General features: G+C 58.3%; 23 protein-coding genes and 1 pseudogene. 11 read left to right on the top strand and 13 right to left on the bottom strand.

Annotated elements, in window-relative coordinates; translation table 11 throughout:
* The first annotated feature begins 149 nt into the window (after positions 1 to 149).
* Both WDM24_RS05330 and WDM24_RS05325 read left to right on the top strand, forming a co-directional pair.
* The gene (locus WDM24_RS05330) at positions 150 to 773 is read left to right on the top strand and encodes an Lrp/AsnC family transcriptional regulator (protein WP_338830661.1); all 624 of its coding nucleotides are present in this window, start codon (positions 150 to 152) and stop codon (positions 771 to 773) included.
* A 929-nt stretch (positions 774 to 1,702) separates the two neighbouring features.
* Positions 1,703 to 1,828, top strand: a complete 126-nt coding sequence (locus WDM24_RS05325) for a hypothetical protein (RefSeq protein WP_338830660.1) — start codon at positions 1,703 to 1,705, stop codon at positions 1,826 to 1,828.
* Between the two features lie 6 nt (positions 1,829 to 1,834).
* Here the strand turns inward: WDM24_RS05325 and WDM24_RS05320 are convergent, their stop codons facing one another.
* The 7 genes from WDM24_RS05320 to WDM24_RS05290 all read right to left on the bottom strand — a co-directional run bounded on the left by WDM24_RS05320 (position 1,835) and on the right by WDM24_RS05290 (position 9,592).
* Entirely contained in the window at positions 1,835 to 2,938 is a 1,104-nt protein-coding gene (locus WDM24_RS05320; protein WP_338830659.1) for an ABC transporter substrate-binding protein, read from the bottom strand.
* Positions 2,939 to 2,956: 18 nt separating this feature from the next.
* Positions 2,957 to 3,736, bottom strand: a complete 780-nt coding sequence (locus tag WDM24_RS05315; protein ID WP_338830658.1) for an ABC transporter permease — start codon at positions 3,734 to 3,736, stop codon at positions 2,957 to 2,959.
* Positions 3,737 to 3,744: 8 nt separating this feature from the next.
* Positions 3,745 to 4,596, bottom strand: coding sequence for an ABC transporter ATP-binding protein (locus tag WDM24_RS05310; protein ID WP_338830657.1), 852 nt, complete (start codon positions 4,594 to 4,596; stop codon positions 3,745 to 3,747).
* A 530-nt stretch (positions 4,597 to 5,126) separates the two neighbouring features.
* On the bottom strand, positions 5,127 to 5,765 hold the full coding sequence (locus WDM24_RS05305) for a TetR/AcrR family transcriptional regulator (RefSeq protein ID WP_338830656.1): 639 nt from the start codon (positions 5,763 to 5,765) through the stop codon (positions 5,127 to 5,129).
* Between the two features lie 195 nt (positions 5,766 to 5,960).
* Positions 5,961 to 8,252: a xanthine dehydrogenase family protein molybdopterin-binding subunit gene (locus WDM24_RS05300; protein ID WP_338830655.1), complete on the bottom strand. Its 2,292-nt coding sequence runs from the start codon at positions 8,250 to 8,252 to the stop codon at positions 5,961 to 5,963.
* Complete coding sequence (locus WDM24_RS05295) at positions 8,252 to 8,725, bottom strand: (2Fe-2S)-binding protein (protein ID WP_338830654.1); 474 nt, start codon at positions 8,723 to 8,725, stop codon at positions 8,252 to 8,254. Before WDM24_RS05295 ends, WDM24_RS05300 begins: the two co-directional genes overlap by 1 nt.
* 9 nt (positions 8,726 to 8,734) lie before the next feature.
* The gene (locus tag WDM24_RS05290; RefSeq protein ID WP_338830653.1) at positions 8,735 to 9,592 is read right to left on the bottom strand and encodes a xanthine dehydrogenase family protein subunit M; all 858 of its coding nucleotides are present in this window, start codon (positions 9,590 to 9,592) and stop codon (positions 8,735 to 8,737) included.
* A gap of 249 nt (positions 9,593 to 9,841) precedes the next feature.
* On the opposite strand from WDM24_RS05290, the gene WDM24_RS05285 reads away from it, so the two are divergent.
* Together WDM24_RS05285 and WDM24_RS05280 are read left to right on the top strand one after the other, a co-directional pair.
* The gene (locus WDM24_RS05285) at positions 9,842 to 10,795 is read left to right on the top strand and encodes an amidohydrolase family protein (RefSeq protein ID WP_338830651.1); all 954 of its coding nucleotides are present in this window, start codon (positions 9,842 to 9,844) and stop codon (positions 10,793 to 10,795) included.
* A 24-nt stretch (positions 10,796 to 10,819) separates the two neighbouring features.
* The gene (locus tag WDM24_RS05280; protein WP_338830650.1) at positions 10,820 to 11,767 is read left to right on the top strand and encodes an alpha/beta hydrolase; all 948 of its coding nucleotides are present in this window, start codon (positions 10,820 to 10,822) and stop codon (positions 11,765 to 11,767) included.
* A gap of 86 nt (positions 11,768 to 11,853) precedes the next feature.
* Here the strand turns inward: WDM24_RS05280 and WDM24_RS05275 are convergent, their stop codons facing one another.
* On the bottom strand, positions 11,854 to 13,290 hold the full coding sequence (locus WDM24_RS05275; RefSeq protein ID WP_338830649.1) for an aldehyde dehydrogenase family protein: 1,437 nt from the start codon (positions 13,288 to 13,290) through the stop codon (positions 11,854 to 11,856).
* Positions 13,291 to 13,454: 164 nt separating this feature from the next.
* Here WDM24_RS05275 and WDM24_RS05270 point away from each other — a divergent pair, with 164 nt between their 5' ends.
* Complete coding sequence (locus tag WDM24_RS05270; RefSeq protein ID WP_338830648.1) at positions 13,455 to 14,231, top strand: aspartate dehydrogenase; 777 nt, start codon at positions 13,455 to 13,457, stop codon at positions 14,229 to 14,231.
* Positions 14,232 to 14,298: 67 nt separating this feature from the next.
* On the opposite strand, the gene WDM24_RS05265 is transcribed toward WDM24_RS05270, so the two are convergent.
* Entirely contained in the window at positions 14,299 to 14,769 is a 471-nt protein-coding gene (locus tag WDM24_RS05265; protein WP_338830647.1) for a cupin domain-containing protein, read from the bottom strand.
* 331 nt (positions 14,770 to 15,100) lie between these two features.
* Entirely contained in the window at positions 15,101 to 15,541 is a 441-nt protein-coding gene (locus WDM24_RS05260) for a carbon monoxide dehydrogenase subunit G (RefSeq protein ID WP_338830646.1), read from the bottom strand.
* Positions 15,542 to 15,681: 140 nt separating this feature from the next.
* Between WDM24_RS05260 and WDM24_RS05255 the strand changes: the two genes are divergently transcribed.
* The 5 genes from WDM24_RS05255 to WDM24_RS05235 all read left to right on the top strand — a co-directional run bounded on the left by WDM24_RS05255 (position 15,682) and on the right by WDM24_RS05235 (position 20,573).
* Complete coding sequence (locus WDM24_RS05255) at positions 15,682 to 16,578, top strand: dihydrodipicolinate synthase family protein (RefSeq protein WP_338830645.1); 897 nt, start codon at positions 15,682 to 15,684, stop codon at positions 16,576 to 16,578.
* Positions 16,579 to 16,801: 223 nt separating this feature from the next.
* Positions 16,802 to 17,959, top strand: coding sequence for a thiolase family protein (locus WDM24_RS05250; protein ID WP_338830644.1), 1,158 nt, complete (start codon positions 16,802 to 16,804; stop codon positions 17,957 to 17,959).
* Position 17,960: 1 nt separating this feature from the next.
* Entirely contained in the window at positions 17,961 to 18,395 is a 435-nt protein-coding gene (locus WDM24_RS05245) for an OB-fold domain-containing protein (protein ID WP_338695832.1), read from the top strand.
* Positions 18,392 to 19,918, top strand: coding sequence for a class I adenylate-forming enzyme family protein (locus tag WDM24_RS05240; protein WP_338695830.1), 1,527 nt, complete (start codon positions 18,392 to 18,394; stop codon positions 19,916 to 19,918). Before WDM24_RS05245 ends, WDM24_RS05240 begins: the two co-directional genes overlap by 4 nt.
* Positions 19,919 to 19,961: 43 nt before the next feature.
* Positions 19,962 to 20,573: a TetR/AcrR family transcriptional regulator gene (locus WDM24_RS05235; protein WP_338695828.1), complete on the top strand. Its 612-nt coding sequence runs from the start codon at positions 19,962 to 19,964 to the stop codon at positions 20,571 to 20,573.
* A gap of 462 nt (positions 20,574 to 21,035) precedes the next feature.
* Here the strand turns inward: WDM24_RS05235 and tenA are convergent, their stop codons facing one another.
* From tenA to WDM24_RS05220, 3 genes and pseudogenes are all read right to left on the bottom strand, one after another.
* The gene (tenA, locus tag WDM24_RS05230; protein WP_338695824.1) at positions 21,036 to 21,710 is read right to left on the bottom strand and encodes a thiaminase II; all 675 of its coding nucleotides are present in this window, start codon (positions 21,708 to 21,710) and stop codon (positions 21,036 to 21,038) included.
* A gap of 409 nt (positions 21,711 to 22,119) precedes the next feature.
* A pseudogene (locus WDM24_RS05225) lies at positions 22,120 to 22,419 on the bottom strand (MFS transporter); the annotation flags it as partial.
* A gap of 839 nt (positions 22,420 to 23,258) precedes the next feature.
* A complete protein-coding gene (locus WDM24_RS05220) occupies positions 23,259 to 23,774 on the bottom strand; it encodes a hypothetical protein (protein WP_338830643.1) in 516 nt (171 codons plus the stop codon).
* Between the two features lie 572 nt (positions 23,775 to 24,346).
* On the opposite strand from WDM24_RS05220, the gene WDM24_RS05215 reads away from it, so the two are divergent.
* Complete coding sequence (locus WDM24_RS05215; RefSeq protein ID WP_338830642.1) at positions 24,347 to 24,559, top strand: hypothetical protein; 213 nt, start codon at positions 24,347 to 24,349, stop codon at positions 24,557 to 24,559.
* Positions 24,560 to 24,790: the final 231 nt, after the last annotated feature.

Here is a 24,790-nt window from a genome sequence, read left to right as displayed (position 1 = left end):
TCAGTTCTTAGATACAAGTCGGCATTTTGTCGAAATTCTGCAACCGAGGGAAGCGTTAGCATCGCTGTCATCGAGATGTCACCGCGCGAAGCAACGCGCGGGGCGGGGGCCTCGATAGTCGTATCGTTTTCCCATCGGAGGACTGCACTATGACCGTGGTGGCGCTGGACAGAATCGATATCAAGATCCTGAACGAGCTGCAGCAGAATGCGGGCCTGACCAACGTCGAACTCGCCGCTCGAGTTAATCTCTCTCCTTCACCCTGCCTCACCCGGGTCAAAAACCTCGAAAGGCTTGGCGTTATCGATCGCAGAATTACCATCCTTCATGCATCCATGTTGGGTTTGGGTGTGACCGCATTCATCCAGGTGAGGCTCGAAAAGCAAGTGCAGAACTCGCTCGATAACTTCACCCGTGCAATCGATCGCATGGAGCAAGTGATGGAATGCTATCTCATGACTGGAGATAGCGACTATCTGCTTCGCGTCTTGGCTTCGGATATCGACGACCTCGAAGACCTCATCGTAAATAAACTATCGCGAATTTCAGGCGTCTCCAGCATCAAGTCCAATCTTGCTCTGAAGAAGATCTCGCACAAGACGGTGCTTCCCATCGACACGACGCGCCCCGTGCAGATCAGACCTTGCCAGTCCATGGCCAGGTACGGTGGCGCAAAAGCGAAGTACGAAGCCACCGCCCTCCCTGCGAGGTCAGAGCATGGCGTGACGTTCGGGTTGTCGCACGCGGATGAGCCGGCGGTAGGCGCAAGCTGAACGCGCTGGAAAGCTCACAACGATCAGAGCTGGTAGGCAATCGTTGCCGCTCGGATGCTGTGATCGTCGGCGACTCCACAGCCCTTGGGTCTCATCTCGCTGAGCCACTCGGCGTTCTTCTTCCGAGTCCGCAATCTGGAATTGATCCTGGCCGGCGATCCAATTTACTGCCCTGCCGGCTAAAATAGCGCGACGGAACCAACACAAAATTCTCAACTTCAGCGCGTCGCAGCCGGACTTCGGTAGAAAATACCGCATACAGCATGCGAATAGGGGCACGCTGAGATGACGAGCGGATTGCCGGCCAAAGCCATGCGCGGCGGTGCTCAGCGTGCAGCCTCGGCGTTTCCTCCCTGACTTGGCCCGGCTGAATGCCGGGCTCTTGTCATTGGAAGGTTTGTTGTGGATTATGTTGACCGTCTCGTCAACACGATCTAACAATGGGATGCGTGACGGTTGGAAAGATCCTCGCCAGCCCCGTCAACGAATAGTCCAAGCGGCAGCCACTGGCGACTGCTGCTCCGGAGACACTGTATGACTTCTCAAAAATGCCGGCGAGTATTTGAAATACTAAGGCTCGAGCTGGCCAAGCAGCTGGAAGCGTTGCAGCGCAACTTGGCTCGGTATCCGCCGATCGATCACCCCATGGACGTCTCGGAATACGAGACACTGAGCCGCGTTTGGGCAGAGCAGTTCGCTTCACGACCGGCGCCCCGATGATTTGGGGCGTCAAATCGCTCACTGTGGCCTGTCGGATCGGCCTTTTGGCAGCCAACTGACTTTGAGCGTGCAGTACTTCGGGCGATCCTTCTTGTCCCTCATCGCCGGTTATGCCGACTCCATCGGCTAGATCGGCTTCAATGCCTTTGCCCACCTTTCGACTGGCTACAAGGTCTATCTCGGCATTGAACTCGTGACTTCGAAGCACGATGGCGGCTGTCACCGCGAAGCTGTCAGCGGTTCGCAACTTCGCCGATGCCGCCCTGGGCCCGCCCCTCCTCGCCGTCGGTATGGGACTGCAGAACTCCGCCGCCATCCGCTTCGACGGGGGGTGACGATCTTCAACCGCCCTGGAGCTTCGAGGCGCCGTCCTTCTTCGCATCGTTGATGACGGCCGCTCGATCGTAGTCGTTGATGCCATCTATGAATCGATTGGTAAGAACATGATCGATAGCTACGGGAGCCGGTAAGACCTTCTGGTCGACGAAGAAGTCGATTAACCGCTTCCAATCGTCAGGGACCAGCGTCCCATGCTTGTCACCAATCTTGGGCGTATTCCAAATGCTGAGCCGCGCCTGATTGACGGTCACTCCTTCCTTGAGCGCTGCGGCGCCATCCGGGTTCTTGGAGGCGGCCTCGGGATATGCTTTCCAGGTGATCTGGACCGCAGCTTCGGGATTCGCCATCGAGTAGTCGTAGCCCTTTGCGATGGCCCGCCCAATTCCGGTTAACATCTTCGGGCTATTCTCGATCGTCTGTGTACGTGCCAGCAAGCCGACATCCGGCAGCAAGCGCAGATTTTCCGCGACCGGTAGCTCGCGAAGGTCGAGACCCGAGAACCTGAACTTGGCCAGCGCGGCATCCCAGTAGACGGCGCCGTCGACGAATTTCTGACGGATCGACGTGACGGCCTGCGCCCCCACACCTATCGGCAGAAAGGAAATATCCTTGTTGGGATCCATGCCGGCGGCCTGCACAAACGCGCGGCCAAACGTCGTCCCGGCGCTCCCCATCGATTGAACACCCAGCTTCTTGCCCTTCAGGTCGCTGAGCGCTTTGATCGGGCTATCAGGTAGTACGGCGACCGACCAGATATTCGAATAGTAGAGCCCGTAAAAGTATCGGATGCCCAGCTTACCGGACTGAACTCCAAGCAGAGCTTCGCCCGGGGAAGCGGCGCCGACTTCCGCGTTGCCCGCCGACACCTGGATTGCCGCTTCGTTGGAGCCGCCAACGGCAATCAACGTAACGTCGTAGCCTTCGGAAGCGAAGTACCCTTTCTCTTTCGCGACGACGAATGGCGAGAACGCTTCGTCGATATTGCGAACCGGGATCAGCAATCGCACCTTCTCCAGCGCGCTCGCGCTTTGCATACCGCCGAGACAAAATACCAGCACTGTGGCCGCCGCCGTGAACAATCGGCGCTTACGCAACATGGTCGACATCATTATCTCCCGACTGCTTCACGTCATGACGGGCGCATCGCTACGCCTGATCCAGAAGATGTACCTGCGCGCGGCATACCTCATCAGGCCGTGCATCACCAAGCCAATGGCCGACAACACAATCAACACAGCAAAGACGCCGGCAACATCCATGCTGAAGTTCAGCGTTACCACGAGATACCCGAGTCCCACTTGAGCGCCGACAAACTCGCCAACGATGGCGCCGATTACAGCAAGGACAGCAGCGATCTCGAGACCAGCAAAGATCAACACCAATGCCGAAGGAATTCTCAGGCGCATCAATGTCTGCAGTTTGGTGGCGCCGAACGCCTTCATCATGTCGAGTTGATCTTTATCAGTGGAATGAAAGCCGGCGATCACGCTGACCAACACCGGAAAAAAGCAGACGAGCGCCGTAATTACAATTTTCGACGTCACGCCATAGCCGAACCAAATGATAAAGAGCGGCGCAATGGCGACCTTCGGCAAGGTCTGCAGCGCGACGAGATAGGGATAGACCAGTCGCTCGAAAACCGGAATGAGCGAGATCATTGCACCAATGACCAAACCGGCGAGGCATCCGAGCACAAATCCGCTCAGCACCTCGACCAACGTTGCCCACAGATGCGGCCAGATCATTCCGCTCGTGACTAACGCATACAGCCTGACCACGATCGAACTCGGGGTAGGAAGCACGATGGGCGAAACCTCAAACCCTCGGCAAATTCCTTCCCAAACGGCTATCAGCGCTACCGCGACGGCGATCGACTGCAATAGATGGGCTCGCGACGGGTTCATTGGATTACTCATAGGGATGTTGTCGTCAGGGATTGCGCTCCGAAAATATTCCGGATGTGATCGCAGATCTCTCCGAAGCGTGGTGTTGCCATTGTCTGCAGCGTGCGAGGACGACCGACATCAACGTCGATGATCTCGGATATCCGCCCTGGTCGCGGTGACATGACGACGACACGGTCGCCGAGCAACACCGCCTCCGGAATGCTGTGAGTGATGAAGATAACGGTCTTCTTCTCTTCCGACCAAACCCGCATCAATTCCATGTTCATCGCCTCGCGCGTCATCGCATCGAGCGCGCCGAACGGCTCGTCCATCAACAAGATCCGCGGCTCACGCATCAATGCCCGGCAGATCGAGACACGTTGTTGCATGCCGCCGGACAGTTCAAAGGGATACTTCCGCGCGAACTCGGTCAGTCCCATGAATGCAAGCAAGCGCTCAGCGCGCCTTACCGTCGCTTCCGACCGGTCGCTCTTGAGATGTGCCGACAACAGCACGTTGGCCAGCACGGTATTCCATGGCAAGAGCGTCGCCTGCTGGAACACCACGCCAACGTCGGAGCGTGGCCCAGCGATCCGGGTTTGGTCGCATTGAATGACGCCTGACGATGCGCCTTCCAGGCCCGCAAGGATGCGCAGCAGTGTCGTCTTGCCGCACCCGCTCGGACCGACCACCGAAATGAATTCGTTTTCCTGAATATCAAGATCAACGTTTGTCAACGCTTTTACGGTTTCGCCAGAACGTGTCCTGAACCGCTTCTCGAGAGCGGCGATATGGATCATTGGCGATTTCGATCCGCTTGCGTTCGGAATCAGAGCGCCATATGCGCCACCTACCGGCTTAACCTTCAAGGCAATCATGGTTTCCTTCCCATAGGGCTGACAGTCGCTCTCGAAGGGAGCAAGAACTACGCCAAGGCGCCACATGCGCCGGTTCTATTTCTGTTGACTATATAGTTAACTGAATTTTTGAAGTTGTCCAGCCTGAAATTTAGCTAACTCGATCGGAACAGGATCGCCCGATCCGCGTGTCTGCGCCGAAATATTGGTCGAGCCGTCGCCACCGATGGGCACACGTGCATTCTGGTTTGGCACAAGAGGCACGCGGAGCGCCGTCGACCATCGCGCTCCAGAGTTTCGGCTAGTTTCGACGTCCGATGCTGACAGCATGGATGATCTACTGTGGCCGAACTGGCGCGTCACAGCTCCCTGGTCCCGCTCAATAGCAAATGCTGGCGAGCGGATTGACGGCCTCGGACCGAGGTGGACCTCGTTGAAGTTACGAAGATCCTGCCACCTCTACACTTTCCAGCGGTCTCGGCTTAATGCACGATCGAGAAATGCCCTAGAAGAAGCTGCTCATGCTCATTCGTTCAGGGCGAATGAAATACTTAGCCAGGAATCACTGCGAGCGCTTTGACGTTCGATTTCCGATCCAAGGCTACTCCGGGATCCAACACGCAATATTGCAGGACAAGATCGGTAACGTGCTTAAGCCATTGCTCTCGTGAAGATGCCGAACTCAAGTCCTTATTGAGCGCATTTTCCAACGTGTATTGGTTGGAGAGATAATGATAGCACAGCGACGAGAGCGTCAGATACACAACTGCGGGGTCCAAACCGGAGCGAAAGATTCCGTCTCGACTACCGCGATCCAGGACGAAACTGAGAGTTTCAACGAGCGGATTGTAGAGCTCCCGAATCCGCTTCGACTTGCGAATGTATTTTCCGCGGTGCTTGTTCTCTTCGTTCAACAGGCGGATCGCATTCGGGTTGCTCTCGAGCGCAACGAAGGTGTGCTCGATTAGCTGTTTCAGCGCGAGCACAGGGTCGCTCGCGCGGACGGAAAGGTCGCGCTGTTGATTGCGAAAATCTTCGTACATCCGTTCAAGGGCAGCAACAAACAGGCCCTCTTTGGATTTGAAGTAGTAGTACAGCATGTTCTTGCTTAGACCACATCGCTCCGCGATGCGGTCAACCCGCGCGCCCTCGAACCCAATGCGAGCGAATTCTTCGATCGCCAGCTTCAATATCTTCTCGCGTACGCGAGCCGGGTCACTACTACGACGCGCCAAAACGCGGCTCCCTTCATCTATGAGAGCGATACCTCAGCAGCATTTCATTTCGCCAATCGGCTTTGCATTCGCCGACGCTCAGGCTGCGGCCGCCCCAATTCTGGTGCACGAACAGAGCGCAACCGCGTGCGAAAATCAAATGCAAAATGACTAAGTTTTAGCGTGAGATGCCTCGGCTTCCTCGACCAGTTGCCAGATTCGCGGCGGCGACAGCGGCAGCTGCATCGGCTGAACATTGAGATGCGACAGCGCGTCCGCCACGGCGTTGGCCATAAGCCCTCCCACTGGAATAAGCCCGCCCTCGCCGGCGCCCTTGGCACCGAGCGGATTGTTCGGGCACGGCTTGAGCTCCAGCGTCACTGAATCCAATTTCGGAAAGTCCGAGGCTGTGGGCAGCAGATAGTCGGCAAAGGAGCCGGTCAGGAGCTGTCCTTCGTCGTCATACACCAAATGCTCGAGGAAGGCGCCGCCGAGGCCCTGAACCATCGAACCAATTGCCTGACCGTGCAACGTCAGCGGATTTATCATGCGGCCAACATCCTCGACCGACATAACCTCCATCACCTTGACGTAGCCGGTGCCTGGATCGACGGCGACATGCGCGGCTTGCGTGCCATAGGCCCAAGTATATTTCTTGTTGAGGAACTCGGCTTCGACCTCAAGGGGCGTTTCCGACAAATCCGCAAACGAAAGCAGGTTCCCTTCGAAGCCGGCTCGTTCGCTATCGACAATTACTTCCTCCGGTTTGCAGCCGAGTCGCTCCGCTGCCGTTTTTCTGATCAACTCCTTCAGCTTTTCGGCGCCCAACAGAATTGCCGAGCCGCCCATCACGGTCGAGCGAGAGTGATATGCGCCGTAGCCATCTTTCACATAGGCGGTCGATCCGTGCAGGATCGTTATCTTGTGGTATGGCATCTCCATCGCGTCGGCTGCGATCTGGGCCATGATGGTTTCCAGACCCTGCCCCACCGAGGATGATCCCATATACACCGACAGCGCACCGCCGGTTTCCAGCACCAGACGCACTTCTTCCTTCGGCCCCGCCGCGCCCCCTTCGATGAAGCTGCCGATTGCAATACCGTGGTAGTAACCGTCGATCAGCTTGCCACTCAGCTTTTTCTTTTCTTCCCAGTCGAATTCTTTCAAGCAGCGGTCGAAAACGGTGTGATAATCGCCGCTATCGAGCTCGGTCGAACTATCGTACGGTGTGATTGAAGGCAACGGATAGGGCATTTGCGCGTCGGCCACCAGATTGCGACGGCGCAGTTCGACCCGATCGATCTTCAAGTCCTGGGCGGCTAGATCGATCATGCGTTCGCGGACGAAGTCGGTCTCGTAGCGCCCTGGGCCGCGGTAGGTACCGCACGGCGTCTTGTTGGTGGTCAGCATCGAGCTCTTTAGATCAACATGCTCCATGCGGTATGGACCACACATATATTGCGCGATATTGCGCGGACCGACCGATCCATTGGTGCGGACGTAGGCGCCAATATCCGACCAAATTTGCCCACGCAGACCTATGAAGCGACCGTCACGCATAGCCGCGAACTCGACGTCGCACTCCATATCGCGCGCATGGTTGGCGCTCATGAGGTGCTCGCGGCGATCCTCGGTCCATTTCACCGAACGGCCCACGATGCGTGCGGCCGCAGGGATGAGGTAGTCTTCCGGATAAAATTCGCCACGCGAACCAAAGCCGCCACCGACATCGACCTCGATGAGATCCACCGCCTCGATCGGCAGTTCGAGCTGAGCGGCAAGCGTGCGGCGGTTATGCCAGGCAGTCTTTGCTGCGCCCCAAACCGTCAATTTCCCAACCGCCGCGTCCCATTCAGCCACGAAGCCACGCGGCTCCATGAACATTGCAGCGTGACGCTGGACCTTGAACGTCTCCCGGCGGATGTAGTCCGCGTTTTTGAAGGCCTCGTCGGCATCACCGCGAAACGCCTCCCAAGTGATCGCAAGGTTGGAGCCGTGATCTTCGAACAATACGGATCGCTTGGTTTCGGCATGCTCGCGATTGGCTACGGCTGGCAGCGGCTCGATATCCAACAGGATATGCTCCAGCGCGTCTTCAGCAATCGCCGCGCTTTCGGCAATTACTACCGCGACGGGCTCACCGACATAGCGGACTTTGCCGTCGGCAATAACCGGCTGGTGAAACGGCTCAAGCTGCGGTAACGGCTGCAAGCGCAGCGGAATCCGCGGAACCTTGCCGCCTAGATCCTTGCCGGTTAGTACGCGATGTACACCCGGCAGCGCGAGCGCTCCGCTACTGTCGATCGACTTGAGCAGGCCGTGCGCCGTCGAGCTCCGCAAGATCACCGCATAAAGCTGGTTCGGCCGGTTCACGTCTGCGACGTACGTGCCCCTGCCGCGAAGCAGGCGCAAATCCTCGACGCGCTCCATCGGGCGGCCAATATACGAGTTGGAGGCCTTCATCACTTGCTCCCGAAACCCTGGTAAGAACTGCGAGCTTCGAGCACGGCTTCGATAATCGGAACATATCCCGAGCATCGGCAGAGGTTACCTGAAAGAACCTCTCGTATCCGTTCCTCGTCGGCATGCGGCTCATGGCTCAAGAGCGCATGCGCCGTGGTAATGAAGCCCGGCGTACAGAAACCACACTGCAATCCGTGATGCTTGCGGAACGCGGTCTGCAATGGCGTCAATTCATCTCCGGAAAGCCCCTCGACCGTAACGACTCGCTCGCCTTGTACCTGGACTGCAAGCATAAGACAGGACCGGACAGCCTCGTCGTTCACCAGGACCGTACAAGCGCCGCAGACGCCATGCTCGCATGCCAAATGGGTGCCGGTTTGGCCAAGATCGTCCCGGATGCAATCGGCGAGCGTGGTACGAGGTTCAACGTCGGCACTTACGGGTTTGCCATTGAGGCTGAATTCGATCTTCATCTAGAACTCCTAAACGGCCGATTTCTTTAGACCGCGGCTGAGCAGTGTCGCGACAAGGGCTGCACGATATGCGCCAGGCGCATGAATGTCGCTCGGCGGATCGACTGTTTGCCGTGCTTTTGCCGAAGCCATCGCAATCAACCTGTCGGTCACCTGATTGCCGTTCAGCATCACCTCGACTTCGGTCAACCGGATTGGCTGGTCGGCGACCCCAATTGCACCTATATGCGCATCGGTGATGCGGTCGCCGCTGTCGAGATCGTAGTGAAGAGCAACGCCAGCCATCGCGAAATCGCCCTTGCGACGTGCAAATTCGAGAAACGCCCACCTTCTCGCTGCCGGCCACGCCGGCAAATGCACCTCGGTGAGAATTTCGTCCGGCTCCAGGCTGGTCTCCAACGGACCGCTGAAGAAGTCGGCCGCCGCTTCGACGCGCGTGCCGGCGGGGCCGACGATAGTCATGCGCGCATCGCAAGTCAGGGCGATGCCGGGCATCTCGGCCGATGGATCAGCATGCGCCACCGATCCGCCCACGGTCCCGCGATTGCGGATCTGGTAGTGCGCAACGTGCTTGATGGCTTCGGCGAGCAGTGGATGGCCAACCGCGAGCCGATGGTCATTTTCGATATCGCACCACCTCACTTTAGCGCCCAGCCGGACGCCGTCCACGCCGATGCGGATCGCACCAAGATCTTTCAGGTGCTTCAAATCCACGAGGAGCTCTGGCGCGGCCAGACGGTATGCGAGCATGGGCATCAGGCTCTGACCGCCGGAGATCACCTTGGCGTTTCCGTTGCGCGAGGCGAGAAGGCTGACAGCCTCGGCGAGTGTCGAGGGGGCGGCATATTCGAAAGCGGGCGGCTTCATTCTGTCTCCACCAATACGCGACGAGCCAACTTACGGACTTCATTGCGATCCAATAAGGACCGAAAGGAAGCGCTCGTAATTCGCTCGGCCCAGCCATGGCCGGATCAGCGCTTCACGGCTGACCGAACTATGTCTTATGTTGACTATCTAGTCAACAACAGAATAGGCTTCGAAAGCAACCGGACCCGGCCTGTGGAATCGACCTCACCGGAGCCAACGCCAGTCAGAGGTTCGAAAAGAGGTATTGCCATGTTCAACGATACACCGGTTATCGCCATCGAGGAACACTATTGGGACCCGGAGATGGCGCGGCATTTTCCGGCCGGCGAGGACAAATCTCATGTCGCCGATCTGCTCATCGAGATCGGCGACACCAGGCTGCGCGCGATGGATGATGCAGGGATCGACGTGCAGGTGCTCTCCCATGGAGCGCCGGCTGCCCAAAAGCTCCCGCGCGAAATCGCGGTCGACTTGACGAAACGAGTCAATGATCGCCTTGCGGAAGCGTGCGCTAGATATCCCGGTCGATTTGCTGCGTTTGCCGCGCTACCGACACCGGTGCCCGAACAGGCGGCGCGGGAACTCGAACGCTGCGTCAAAGACCTCAAGTTCAGGGGCGCAATGATCCATGGGCTAACCAACGGCCTGTTCATCGACGACAAGCGCTTCTGGCCAATCTTCGAGGTTGCTGAGAAGCTCGATGTGCCGATCTATCTGCATCCTTCGGTGCCACATTCCGAGGTCACCAAGTATTATTACGAAGACTACGCGCGCGACTTTCCCACGGTGATCCGACCAGCCTGGGGATTTACCGTTGAAACGGCAACCGCTGCGATTCGGCTGGTGTTGAGCCGTGCGCTTGAAAAGTATCCAAAGCTACAGATCATCCTTGGCCACTTTGGCGAGACCTTGCCGTTCTTGTTCTGGCGCATCGACCAAGCCTTGGCCCGCCCTGGTCAGGAAGGCTTAAGCTTCCGTAGACAGTTCAGTGAGCATTTCCACGTGACCTGTAGCGGCTTCTTCTCGACGCCGGCCTTGACCTGCACCATGCTCGAGCTAGGCATCGACCGCATCATGTTCGCCGTGGATTACCCTTACGTCGCCAACAAGGATGGAATGAATTGGATCCGAGAACTTCAGCTTTCGATCGACGACAAGCGCAAATTGGTCGGCGATAACGCCAGACGACTGCTCAAGCTGTAGCTTGCGCACCAGCGAAGACATTCTATGGCAAGCCGACTTGTGACCAAGCGCCCCCAAATTCCTGCTCATCTCCGCGTGCTGATGGCGGAGATTGGCCCCAAGTGGGCAAGCGACACCAAAGGCCATGTGAGGCTGATGGTGGAGGAATTCAGCAGGGTATTGAGGTCTTCGCCGAAGGACGGGATCCAAGTTGAGACGGTGAGGTATGGAACACACGAACCGCAAGCGTTCGAGGTATTCCAGCCGGCTGACAACACTTCCACGGCAAGGCCTGGTCTAATCTTTGTCCATGGCGGCGCCTTCACCGAGGGCAGCCGACATCGCAGTACGGAGATATACGCCAACGTACTCTATTACTTTGCGCGCCACGGGATCGTCGGCATCAACGCTGGCTATCGCCTGGCGCCTGAGGCACGATATCCCGAAGCCACCCGGGACATCGCGGCTGTCGTGCAGTGGATGCGAAACAACGCGGCGAACCTAGGTGTCGACCCTAATCGGATATTCCTGATGGGACATTCCGCCGGTGGCGCTCACGTCGGAAGCTATGCCTATGATAGACGGCATCAGCCCGCGACGGGGCACGGCCTCGCAGGCGTTCTGATCGTGAGTGGACGCGTACGGGCGGATGCGAGAGCGGACAACCCGAATGCCAAGCGCGTTGCCGAATACTACGGGCCCGACGTTTCAACCTATGACGATGTCTCGCCCGTTTCGCACGTCGACAGTTCTAGTCTGCCAACCTTCGTCGCGTGCTCCGAGTTCGAAAATCCTTTGATCGACGTGTACTGCTTCGAGCTTGCCCATCGGTTGGGGGCTGCGAAGGGCCATGCACCGCCGTTCGTCTGGATGAAAGGCCATAATCACACGTCGATCATCGCACACTTCGACACCGCCGAGGAGGATCTAGGCCAGGCCTGCCTCGACTTTATCGCCGAGACGTGCGACGCGACCTCGGTTCCACTCGACTAAACCAAGATCGCGTCGCGGATCGCTTTCTGAAGGCTTTCACTTGGTCATCCCTGGGTTCTGCCTTGCAGGAGCCCGATCGCGGCCGCTCAGGGTAGCCGAATGCCGGTGAATTTCGGCTGCGTGTATTCTTCGAACGCGTATGGCAGCCCCTCACGTCCAACACCGGATCGGCCGACGCCGCCAAAGGGATAATTGTCCAGCCGGAAGCGGCTCGCTTCGTTGATCCAGAGCGAGCCGACGTGGATTTCCTGCGACATCCGCAACGCATTTGCGAGGCTTGAGGTGAAGCATGATCCTTGCAGACCAAACTCACAATCATTCGCTATGCGGATCGCATCATCGATATCGCTGGCGCGCATCACCACAACGACAGGTCCGAACACCTCTTCCCTGATCAAGCGAGTGCCCACGGGCGGATCGATCACGATCGTCGGCGGAATGATGCAATCGACCACTTCACCGCAGGTCTCTACGCGGCAACCGCGACTGCGCGCGTCATCGATCATCGCGACAATCCTCGCGGCCGCGCGTGAGGAGACAACAGGACCGAGATCGGTGTCTGGCAGCGTCGGATCGCCCACTTTGAGGCGCTTTGCCGCATCAGTGAAACGTCGAAGGAACTCGTCGAATACTGACGCTTCCACAATGATGCGCTGCGTCGAGATACATTGCTGACCACTCGCCTCGAACGACGACGGAACGATGCGCTTCACCGCATCTTCCAGATCGGCATCGGCAAGAACGATGTTGGGTGAATTTCCACCCAGCTCGCCGATAAATCGCTTCGCGCCCGCTGCTCTGGCCAGAGCATCGCCCGCGGCAGTGCCTCCGGTCAAGGTGACGACATCGACATCGGGGTGAGCGGCCAAGCAAAGCGCTTCCTCGCGATCACCGGGAACGACTTGCAGCAGCCCCTCCGGGACACCGCCGACGATGAAGGCCTTGGCGATTGCTTGAGCGATCTCCGTGCCTTCCAGGCACGGCTTGATGATGACAGCGTTTCCAGTAATCAGCGCTGGAGCGAGCTTTTGCACCAGGAGGTTCGAAGGCGCATTGAACGGCGTGACCGCAACCACAACGCCGTACGGTATGCGGCGAGTAAAACCAAACAACCCCGCGCCGTTGGGCACCATGTCAACCGGCACCAGCTCGCCCTTCAGACTGTGCAAATGCGTCGCACAGGCCCGGACAAACGCGACGCTGCGTTTGACTTCCATTTCGGCTGCCTTACGCGGTTTGCCGATATGAGCGATGGTCATCTCGACGAGGTCGGCGGCCGCGCTCTCCATGGCAGCGGCTGCCCCAGTGAGCCATGCAGCGCGTTGATGGGCGGCAGTCCTGAGATACGTTTGGAACGCCATTTTGGTAGCACGCACACTACTTGCTACCTGAGCCGTACCGCCAGGTCGAACGTTGAAGGCCACGCCGCCGGTGTACGGGTTCCTTACAAGGAATACCTGATCCATTTCGGAGGCCGAATTCGCCGCCGTCAAAACCGAGGTGCCGCCATCAGTCGTGGTCATTGTTGCGTCCCGCTTGAGTAAAGCCAAATGCTGCTTGCCAAGGCGCGACCTCGATCGCGCGCGGTTGTCGGCACGCCTTGCGTGCACAAGCGGAGAGCTTGACACGATGTTGACTATATAGTCAACATCGTTTGGATATCGCGATCGTCTAGGATGAGGCCATAATGAGGGTTGCAGTGATTGGTTACGGGGCGATCGGAAGCTTTGTCATCGAGCATCTGAAAGCGGACCCTTCCATCGAGGTGACCGCTACGTTTTCGCTCCCACGACCTGAGACGAGTTCGATCCCCGTCGTCGAGAGCATCGGAGCTCTCCTGGCGACCAGCCCCGATCTTGTGGTCGAATGCGCGGGCCACACGAGTTTGCGCGACACCGGTGAAGCCGTCCTCCGGCACGGGACAGATCTTCTGGTCGCCTCGGTCGGCGCGTTGGCAGATCCCGCACTTGAGCACACGCTGCGAACGGCCGCGGCCGGTGGAGGCGGCCGCCTGCTGATACCAGGTGGCGCACTTGGTGGTATCGACGCGGTCAGCGCCGCTCGCGAAGCCGGCCTCGATTCGGTGGAATATTCCGGCCGCAAGGCTCCGAAGGCTTGGAAGGGTACCCGCGCCGAACAATTGATCGATCTGGCCTCCGTTACGCGGGCTACGGCATTTCTCGAATGCGACGCGCGAACGGCTGCGCTCCAGTTCCCGCAAAATGCCAATGTCGTCGCGGCGCTAGCCTTAGCCGGGCTCGGCTTCGAGAAAACGCGGGTGCGTCTGCTTGTCGACCCGGGCGCCGATGGCAACAACCACACGTTCGTCGCACGCGGCGCATTCGGTGAAATTTCGGCTTCCATTCGCTCGACAACTTTGCCGTCGAACCCGAAGACGTCCGCGCTGGCGCCGTACAGCTTGATTCAAACTATAAAAAAGCGGGCCGGCCTGATCCTCGCGTGATCCGCCGGCCCGTTAGTTTAGCGCCATCCCATCAAAACAGGCCTGGACGCTCGGGAGAAGCCGGTTGCTACGATGCCTTCAGATGCTCATCGCGGCGCTTGTAAAGCTCGTCATCGGCATAGCCCATCGTTTCCGGCCTGGCGCGACCGAGCATGACCTGGAAATAGACCGGCTCTAGACTGTTGTTATCGTAGCCGTGGATCACGCCGGCGGGGCAGGAAATGCATTCCCATGGACCGAGGCGCTTGCTGATCTTGCGACCGTCGTCGTCCTGCACGAAGACATCGAGGTGCCCTTGGAGGACGAAAAACACCTCTTCGACCTCATGCGTGTGAGCGGCATTGCCCTGGCCGGGAGGCACAAACATGATCGACAGGGTGAAATTTCCTGGCGGGATGGCAGAGGTGTCGTTGTGCTTGCCCGAGCCGCCGGCGCCGATGAAACGATGTTGCGCACGCTTGAATCCCTCGATCTTGGCGTCTTCGAACGCCGCCCAATCCGCGTGGCGGTCGGCGTAACGCGCGACATATCGATCCATGATCTGTTCCAACGAAGCTGATTGAAGCTCCTTCGAGCGAGCGTGCCTTGCCGTAGCCATCTAGTTCTCCTGTCTTAAACATCATGGTTTCGTCTAGCGTCGGCGGGCACCGTCCAACGTAATCGAATATCGTCTCAGATGGACAAGCCGACCGCAGCCGACGACCTTGTCTACATCCTCTAATCTATGTTGACTGTTTAGTCAACATGGATGCACGCTGGTAGTCTCACCTGAGCCGATAGTCACTGCGCCGATCCCAGCCATCCCCTGCATCGGCTCGGAGAAAGTCGGGCTTGTAGAGTGCGTGAATCGCTGACCAAATGTCTTAGATTTATGTTTCTTTGGCAAAGTTGCCGAAAAACTGATCTGCCAGCTTTTTGGCAGAGCCAAGGATCAGGCGCTGCCCCAACTGCGCAAGCTTACCGCCAATTTGGGCTTCGACGTTATAAGTAAGCAATGTGCCACCGTCCTTTTCGACCAAGGCCACCATCGCACCGCCTTTGGCGAAGCCGGCGACCCCGCCCTCACCTTCACCGGAGATTTTATAGCCGTTGGGTGGGTCGAGATCGCTGAGCGTCACGCGCCCCCTGAAGCGGGCCGACACCGGGCCGACCTTCATTTTGGCGACCGCACGAAAACCGCCGTCATCCGTCGGTTCAAGCTCCTCGCAGCCCGGAATGCACGCCTTGAGCACTCTGGGATCGTTCAACTTCGCCCATACCGCCTCGCGGGACGCCGGAAGTTGGACTTCGCCGTTCATGGTCATGGCCATGCAAACTATCTCCTCTGTTCGGCACCCCCTCCGCAGAGCACAGGGGTGCAAATTCTTTCCGCCGCATGATGTTCTCAGTTGACTGAATAGTCAACATGAATGTACCTAGCAGCAGATGCACTTGGCGTGGAGCGCGGTTCATGACGAAGTATCGAGGCGTGTTTCCCTATCTTCCGACGCCGCTTCGAAGCGACGGGACTGTCAATGGTCCCGTGTTACAGGCCATTTGCGATGATCTGATCAAGACCGGCGTGCATGGGCTCGCAGCTCTTGGTTCGACTGGCGAATATGCTTACCTGGATGCCGAAGCTCGTGCCGAAGTCGTGCGATACACCGCCGATGCAGCCCAAGGGCGGGTACCTGTTATCGCTGGCGTCGCCGCCACCACGACCCGCGAGGCTATCCGGCAAGCCAAGCGCTGTAAGGAATTGGGAGCGGACTGCATCCTCCTGGTACTGGAGTCATATTTCCCGTTGGATGAGAGGCAAATCGAAAGCTACTTTCTTGCCGTTGCGGATTCGGTCGCCTTGCCACTTTTAATCTACACAAACCCCCAGTTCCAGAAGACCGACATCTCGATTGACCTTATCGAGCGCCTCGCGAACCATCCCCAAATTCAATATGTGAAAGACGCCTCCAACAATACGGGGCGCCTCCTATCGATCATGAACCGATGCCCTGCACTTGGCATCTTTGCCGCCTCTTCCCACATCCCCCTCTCCGTCATGATGTTGGGGGGATTGGGATGGATGGCAGGCCCGGCCTGCATCTTACCTCGCACGAGCGTCAAACTTTATGATCTGTCAGTCGCCGGGCGCTGGGAAGACGCGGCAGATCTTCAACGCCGTCTATGGCGCGTCAACGAAGTCTTCGCAAAGTTCAACCTAGCAGCCTGCATCAAACATGGCCTTAGCTTGCAAGGATACGACGTTGGATTGCCCGCTGAGCCACAGTCTCCGCTGTCTGACGCTGCAGGCGCCGAAGTTTCCGATATCCTCAAGGAGTTTGGTGAACTCGGCACACCGGCTTTAGACTAGGTTGCTCGTCTGGGCCAGGGCGCCCTCATCCGAGCTGGACACCCGTCAAACGCAGAAAACGACCTCTCGTATTCGTCTACCGCGACGGGAGGGCAAGGTGAACAACCGAGCCTACTGCACGCCGCGGTAGGAGCCCCCTGCTCTACCGGTCCGCCTCCTATTTGTACGATTGTACGATCATTCGTACATATGTACGATTAGCCATCGACGTATAGAGGGCACCATGAGAGACGTTGCGATTGTAGGGTACTCAGAAACGAAGATAGATGTACGTACCGGGCGGACATCCTATGAGCTTGCGGGAGACGCACTCGACGGGATCCTGGCCCGGACTAACATCGATAAGTCTGAAATCGATGGGCTTTCCGTTTCAGAAACTATGAGCGAGAGCGCTAATCCATTTTGGGCGCAGTACATGGCTGACGTACTGGGCATCTCGCCGAGCTGGCTCGAACTGATGGGATTGGGCGGCGTATCGAGCATCGGCGGCGTAGCGCGGGCTGCAATGGCGATCCGCGGCGGCATGTGCTCGATTGCGTTGGTCCTTGCAGCCGACGCGCAATCCAGTGGCACGACCCCGGAGCAGGGGGCACAGCGCCACGAGTTTCAATATCCAACCGGCTTGCGCGGACCAGTCGGTGCCTTCGGCATGATCATGCGCCGCTATGACCACCTTTACGGCCTGAACAGGGACGCATTGGCAAAGCTGGCGGTCACTCAGCGCCAGCATTCAATCTTGAATGACAATGCCTGCCCGCGGTTGCGCAAGCCGATGACCGAGCGCGACTATCTGAATTCGAAATTGGTCTCGGACCCGCTGCGTGTACTGGACAGCGTCATGGTCTGCGATGGTGCGAATGCCGTTTTGGTGATGTCCGCGGCAGAGGCGACGAGGCGAGGTCTCAAGGCGGTCTATCCGACAAGCTATGCGGAAAGGACACACTACAAGGTGACCGAGCCGATGACTGAAATCATGGATTCCGGATTTCTCGAGGCCGGTCCACGGGCGCTCAAGCAGGCCGGGCTCAAAGCCTCGGACATCCAGTCGTTTCATCCATATGATGATTTCATCATCGCCATCATGTTGCAGCTTGAGCAGATCGGCTTTTGCTCACAGGGTGCGGGTGCGGATTTTGTCCTCAGTCGGGACATGACGTTCAAGGGAGATTTGCCGCTCAACACCGGAGGCGGTCAGATATCTGCCGGTCAACCGGGACTCGCGGGCGGCGGGCTTAATCTAGTTGAGGCCGTTCGGCAAATGTTTGGTGACGGCGGTCCGCGTCAAATCAAGAGAACTCAGAATGCCATGGTGACCGGTATCGGCGGCATTCCCTATGCGCGCAACTGGTGCACGTCCGGCGTGATGATCCTGGAGCAATGATATGATCGGACATAACAACAAGCCCCAACGCCCACTGCCCAAGATCGGCTCCTATCTCGATACCAAAGAGTTTTGGAGCGGGGCTAAGCGCGGCAAGCTTATGCTGCAGTTCTGCACACAGACGCAAAGGTACCAGCATTATCCGCGGCCGATTAGTCTCTATACCGGTCGACATACGATCGAATGGCGCGAGACCTCGGGAAAGGGCACAATCTACTCGTGGACGGTAACGCGCTCGCCCTGGCCCGGTCATGAGGCGCGGGCGCCTTACCTTTGCGCCTATGTCGACCTCGCGGAGGGAGTGCGGTTTCTGTGCAATCTCGTCGATTGTTCAGAGGACGAAGTTTCCATCGGCATGCCGGTCGAGGTTCGCTGGGACCGGCTAGACGACGACACCGTCTATCCTGACTTCGCTCCTGTAAGGGTCGGGCCGTGAAGCTTACATCCTATCTGGCTGCGCAAGCGCAGGCTTTTCCCGACAAATCTGCACTCGTCTGCGGCGAAACCCGCGTGACGTTTCGTCAACTGCACGAGGACAGCGATCGTATAGCGACGGCATTGCGCAAGTCGGGCGTTGGCATCGGCGATCGGGTGGCAATGTGCCTGCCCAACTGCTGCGAGTTCGTCACAGTCTTTTTCGCAATTGTGAAGAGTGGCGCGCTGGCAATGCCGATCAACATGCGATTGTCAGCCAACGAGATTGCGACCATCTTTGCGGACGCGACGCCGGCTGCGGTTTTCTTCAGTGAAGACGAGCGTGCGGTGGTCGAGAATATCTGTGGCGGAGCCGTCGTCCGCCGCTTCGTGATCGGGCCTTCCGGCGGCTCGGCTGAACTTTCTATTGCGTCGATGCTCGCATGTCAGCCGGAACCAATCGAACTACCTCCCGAGCATGATGATTGCATGATTTCCTACACGTCCGGCACGACTGGACACCCAAAAGGCGTCATCACCACGCAGGCAAACTATATCGTTGGAAACGGCTTCCTGAACGCCATGTACTGGAAGCTGTCGCCCGATGATCGCATCGTCGTGACGACGCCACTTGCGCATCGCACGGCATTTGCACGGGTCGGCAATATGGCAGTGCTGGGCGCGACGCTGTATATTATGCCTCGCTTTGACGTGAATGAAGCGATGCAACTGATCGAGGCGGAAAAGATCAGTTTGATTTCGATCGTTCCGACCGTCGGACGAATGATGTTGCCAGTCATCGAGGCCGAACCGACCCGGTTCAGTTCATTGCGCGTGCTGGTCGCAACGGGCGAGGCTTTTCCAGCTGAGATCAAGCGGCGTTTACTTTCAGCGTTGCCGACGCTTGAGATATTTTCATTTTTCGCGATGACAGAGGCAGGGTCGCTGGCAATGCTCAAGCCGGACGAACAATTCGACCATGGGGCTTCAGTCGGTCGCGTAACCCCCGGTGTCGAAATGCGCCTCGCTGATCCGGACGGGCGGACGGTCAACAGCGGCGAAGCAGGCGAGATTTGGGTGAGATGCGGCTTGCCCGGACAGTACTTGCTGTTCAGGACTTACTTCAATCAACCGCAGGCGATGCGAGACGCCTTCCAGGAAGGCTGGTTCAAGACAGGCGACATCGGCCGTTTCGATGAGGACGGATTTCTTTACATTGTCGACCGCAAGAAAGACATGGTGCTGTCGGGCGGGTATAACATCTACTCCAAAGAGGTCGAGCACGTGCTGCTCCGATATAACGGGGTTGCCGACGCCGCTGTCGTAGGCGTGCCCGATGACGTTTACGGAGAAGCCGTTGCTGCGTTCATTGAGCCTGAGGCGGATGTTATCCTCACTGAGGACGAGTTGATTCGATGGTGTGCCTCTGAGCTTGCGAGCTATAAAAAGCCGAAGCACGTGGTGTTCTTGCGTCAATTGCCGAGAAACAGCACCGGCAAGGTAACCAAGAATGAATTGCGGACGCTATTCCGCACACGACACTGACAGGCTAAGTGTGCCCACCTGAGGAACGAGCGTAACATCGCAAATGGCCGTCAATTCCCTCAAACGGGTGCCACAGCCCGAAACCCGTGGAAAATTGCAACAGAAATACATTGCAGGCGTGGTGTATGACCTCATCGCGGATTCAGGGATAGAGAACCTTACGATGCGGCAAGTTGCCGATGCTGCCAAGGTAAGCCTGGGTACCATCACGTATCATTTTCGTAGCAAGGAAGCGTTGATCGCCGCCGCGCTGGAAGCTGGTTATGAATTGCCGGATGACTGGGATCAATATAAGGGCTCGCCAGCCGCCCAGCTTCGCCGCATTGCTTTATCCTACGCATTGCAGTCGCCCAAGGAGCGCTGGTGGAATTTCTGGATAAACTATGTCGCAATGAGCACCCGCGACCCTGAAGTCCAAACGGTTCAAAGCAAACGCTTCGATAAACAGCGCCGGTTCTGGATCAAGCTTCTTACGGAAGGCAAGGAGCTCGGCGAAATCCGCGGCGACCTATCGATCGAGGAGACCGTCGATCGGATGCTGGTTGAGGTGCACGGTCATGTCATTCTCCAATTGGTTAAGTCCAGTCCGAAGGCGCGGTTGAATGCGCGCGAAGCGATAAACAGGATGGTCGACGCGATCCTGGTGAAGCCGTAGTGGCAATTCCGAATTTAGCGGGCACCGCAGAACACGCCCACGCCTTCCGGCCGGAGCTTTTGTCGTTGGATCTGGTGGGGCCGGAGCGTTTCCCTGCATGCCGATCACTAGCTGCGCTGGAGTTGCTTCGCCAAGCTCTGCGCTACCGCGGCTACTTCCGCTCAAAGGGCCGTTCGCCCTGCCTACGATGAGTGCAGACGGATTGGATCATGCACAATCCCCTTGCGGCGCGGAGAACGCCTCGCCGGATTGCACGCTCAGGTCAGCCTGACCACTCATAACGATCTGGTTGCAGGTTCATGTACTTTCGGGCCCACAATCCGGCATCCGAGTGCGGGTCGCCCCGAAGCTATCCGTGATTCAGGAACACAAACTAGGCCAGCCGATGCCAGCACAATCAAGAAAAGCCGCGCCAAACGAAAAGACCGGCCGCGGCCGGTACTGATCGAGCGCAGATAGGGCCTATTCAACACGCTGCCCTGCGCGCCAGCCCATCTCCCAGAAGTCTGCCTCGAGTCGGGTGGCTTCCTTGAAGATCGCAATCAGCTCTGCCTCGCGGGCCGGTGTGGCGTAGAGATCGGCGAGATGCTCCATGTGCGCCCGCGCTTTCGCCGCGACCTCCTGGTACGGCGCGCCAGCGTACTCGGCGATCCAAACGCGATAGGCGTTCGTCGCAGCGTCCGCATTGGGTCGCGAGGAGAGCCGCGTTGCGATCTCCGCGTACCCGATCACGCAGGGGGCAAGCGCCACCTTGAGTGCCAGCAAATCGCCGCGCATTCCTACGTCGAGCACGTAGCGTGTATAGGCCAGCATCTCGACCGCCGGAGGGGTTTGTTCAAGGTCGCCCGGGGACAGACCCCAACCGGCGCAGAGCTTCACATGCAGATTCATCTCGACATCAAGGATAGCCGAGAGGCCGGCAGCTGCTTCACGCATGTCGGCAAGTTTGGGCGACTTATAGACCGAGAGCGCGTAGGCGCGAGCAAACTCGATGAGGAACAGGTAGTCCTGAGCGAGGTAGTGACGAAACGCCGCTTCGGGGAGCGAGCCGTCTGCCAATCCGTTCGTGAAGGGATGCTCGGTGTAGGCCCGCCACTCAGCGGATGCTTCTGTCTTTAGACGCTCGAAGAAACTCACGATCTTTTTCGCCTGGCTTGCTTTTCCATGAACGTCGTTGGCTCGCTACCGATAGCGCATTGCAAACCGGGTGGACGCTGCCTTGACGGGCCGCCGCGATCAGCTGGTACGACCGCGTAGGGAATTCGCTTGCCGTCGGTCGACGGGACTGACTTGCGCTCTTCACCTTATCACCGGCGCGAATCGCGCAACGACTCGAGAGCAATTCATCAGGTTGAGTGAAGTCGCAAGCAGTACTCGAACCTGTGACCCAGTCATTGCGAACGATTGCTTTTAGAAGCAGACCGCGTTTCCGTCGCCGTGGTAGCTACGTGGTAGCTAGTAGTTTTGGCTTCGAGCGAAGATTATGGCAAGTTGTTGATTTAGCTGGTACAGTTGGGTGGGCTTGAACCACCGACCTCCTGTTCCACAGATAGAGGATCATGACCGCCGCCAACGCGAGCGGCAGCACAATGCCTCCCACGCAAACCGACCATCCGAAGCGATCAAATAGTTGGCCGAGCACCGCAGTGCCAACCAGCCCGCCGAAAAAATAGCATGCCAGTTAAGTCCCGCTCGCCACACCGCGATTCTTCTGCGCGGCACGCCCGACAAATCCGGTCGCAGCCGCCTGCGCAAAGAACGTCCCCACACCGACCACGACCAGTCCGGTCAGCACAGCGGCGAGATGAGAGGTCAGCAACAACGGTATTCCCAGCCCGGCCAATGCTCGCAGCGGGAAACGAGGTCACTGTTGCACGCAGGCTATTGCGGGAAGATCAGAGAGGGATGCAGTATCGAAGCTGCGGACCTCCAAGAGACAAATCGGCGGATCAAGTGACGGCCCCAGCACTGGCCCCCCAGCCCCCAGAAGTGCTGGGGCCGTTTCTATTTGGAACATGGGCGGGACGGCTACAGTTATCGCAGGTTCGGGCCGGCCAGCGGTACCCGACGATGAACCTAGCGTGCCCAACTCGGCCTCAGCTTGTACCCCTCGCTGGGGCCGTTTCTTTGGGTACTCGCGGCGGGGGACGGTCGCCGCTGGTTCGCAAAGATATCTGGAGCTGGTGCGCCTTCATTGCGATGGGCCATCGGACCGCGGCCCAATTGCTCGGCAATTTTGCCAGCGGGTAATTTGCCCGCCATAGCTTGTAACTTTTCGATTTCTTCGGCGGTCCAGGAGCGCTTCAACATCTTTCCACCTCCGCCAACGAAAAGTTGGCCCGAACCTCCTAGGCAGAAAAACACGAAAGGTTCCTAGCCGGCCGCCTCGAACCCGTTAGCAAATGAGCAACCCGATTGGCGCACGCTTCCTTCGGGACGGGACCGATGGGGACGCAACGCGGTCGCGTTTCGGGGAGGAGCCTGGCGCGCGGGCCCTGGCGCCGGCTCCTCTTCCACTTACTGTGAACACGTCACACGAGCGTGACCCGGCGGGAAAAAATAGCAACTTGGGCACTGCACTGACGTTTGCTCGCGCTTGGGAAATATTCAGGGCCCAGGTTTAAGGAATGAACGCCGCCGGGCACGTTTTTCTGAGACCGGCGGCGTACTTTTGCGGATTCTACGTCACACCCGATCTCGCGGCTCAAGACGGTGCACTACCGACATTATCGGCCACGTGTCTACATCCTGTTCGGCCTCAAACAGGAAGCCAGTCACAAGCTGCTCGGCTAGGCGCAACACGAGCAGTGCGTCCTCTTGATACTCGGGCAATTGGCAAGCGAGCTGAACCGCATGACGTCTGCGCCAGGGCTGCTCTTTCGGTTCTTTCCATAGCATCCCTCCCCAAGCCGTCCCGATCTGCTCCGCCATGCCGTCAAGGTCGCCAAGCCCGTTGTCGTCCTCGTGCTCCCGGTCGTCACGGCCGGACAATGCCCAGTGTTCCTGGTTCGCGTAGGTGTCGCTGTATTGAGTGGCTGAGGTGCCCGGCCCCTTGTGGCCGATCACTATCCGCGCGGGTGCTGTTGGATGGGTTTCCGTTGCCCCCAAGCTGGGCTCGTGGTCAGCGCGGTCTAGCTCAGCATCCACTTTGACCTGCTCCGCGCCGAGCCGCTGCCGCGAAGAATGCCGCTGGTCGGTCATGCGGTTGAAGGTGCCGAGATCTAACTCGCGATCGTCGCCGCTGCCCCCCGGCCTTGGCCTTGGCCTGGAAACGCCTCTTGGAAGCCGAGGGATCCTCGCCATCGTCCTCGAGCTCGCGGCAGACGTAGTCGTCGGTCTTGTCGAGACTAGCCTGTCTATCTCGTCCCGTGCCTCTTTGCGGAGCCGCCCTATGGCCTGGAAGATTTGTTCGGGAGAAACGTCGGCCTTGAAGTAGAGCGCGCCAGCGGACGCCGCAGCGCCGGGCATAGCTATGCTATTCTCAGAATCAACCTAATGAATCACCTCATAGTTTGGGCCCAGGCCTGTCGTGGTGCTCGTAACACCGAGGCAGGCCGCTTGTTTTTCAAGCAGAATAAGCGTAGTACGTTTTTATGAAATCGTCAAAGAAAAACGTAGTACGGAAAAGGCCAGGACGCCCGGCCACAGGCCAAGATCCTGTAACTGCCATTCGCCTATCGGCTCTTCTTCGATCCAGCGTCGACGGCTGGGCCGCCGGCCAAGACGACAAGCCAGGGCGCTCCGAAGCCATCCGCCGGCTGGTCGAGCTAGGATTGACCGTACCGACCAAGCCACTGCCCGATGAGCGCGAAGACCAGCAAGGCCGCGAAGACCCAAAGCAGCGAGCCCGTGAACTGGCAAGTAAAGCGATTGACAAAGTGACCGACCCTACGGCCAGCCCAGACGATCAAGCCAGCCGCAAGCGCAAGCTCATCAAGGGGCCTGAGGAATTTCAGAAGGTGCGTCGCGACCGAAACCGAAAATGAAGTGGGCGGATATGATCCAGGCCGCGATGGGATGGCTGGAATTACCGCACTGGCTCATCATCGCAGGAGCCGTGCTGGTAGTGTCCGGCCTGATTGGCCTCGTGATCGGCCGCAGCCATCCGGCTAAAGTCCAAGACGAACCAGCCACTAAGCCAAGTCCCGAGCCGCGTCCCCAGTTGTCAGCGCCCCCAGGATTTCTTGACTCCCGGCAAAGAAAGGATCGGCGGGAGA

Origin of the sequence: Bradyrhizobium sp. 27S5 (assembly GCF_037217225.1) — a bacterium.
Taxonomy (GTDB): domain Bacteria; phylum Pseudomonadota; class Alphaproteobacteria; order Rhizobiales; family Xanthobacteraceae; genus Bradyrhizobium; species Bradyrhizobium septentrionale.
The sequence above is the reverse complement of the archived record's forward strand: the minus strand, read 5'-3'. Positions and strand labels throughout refer to the sequence as shown.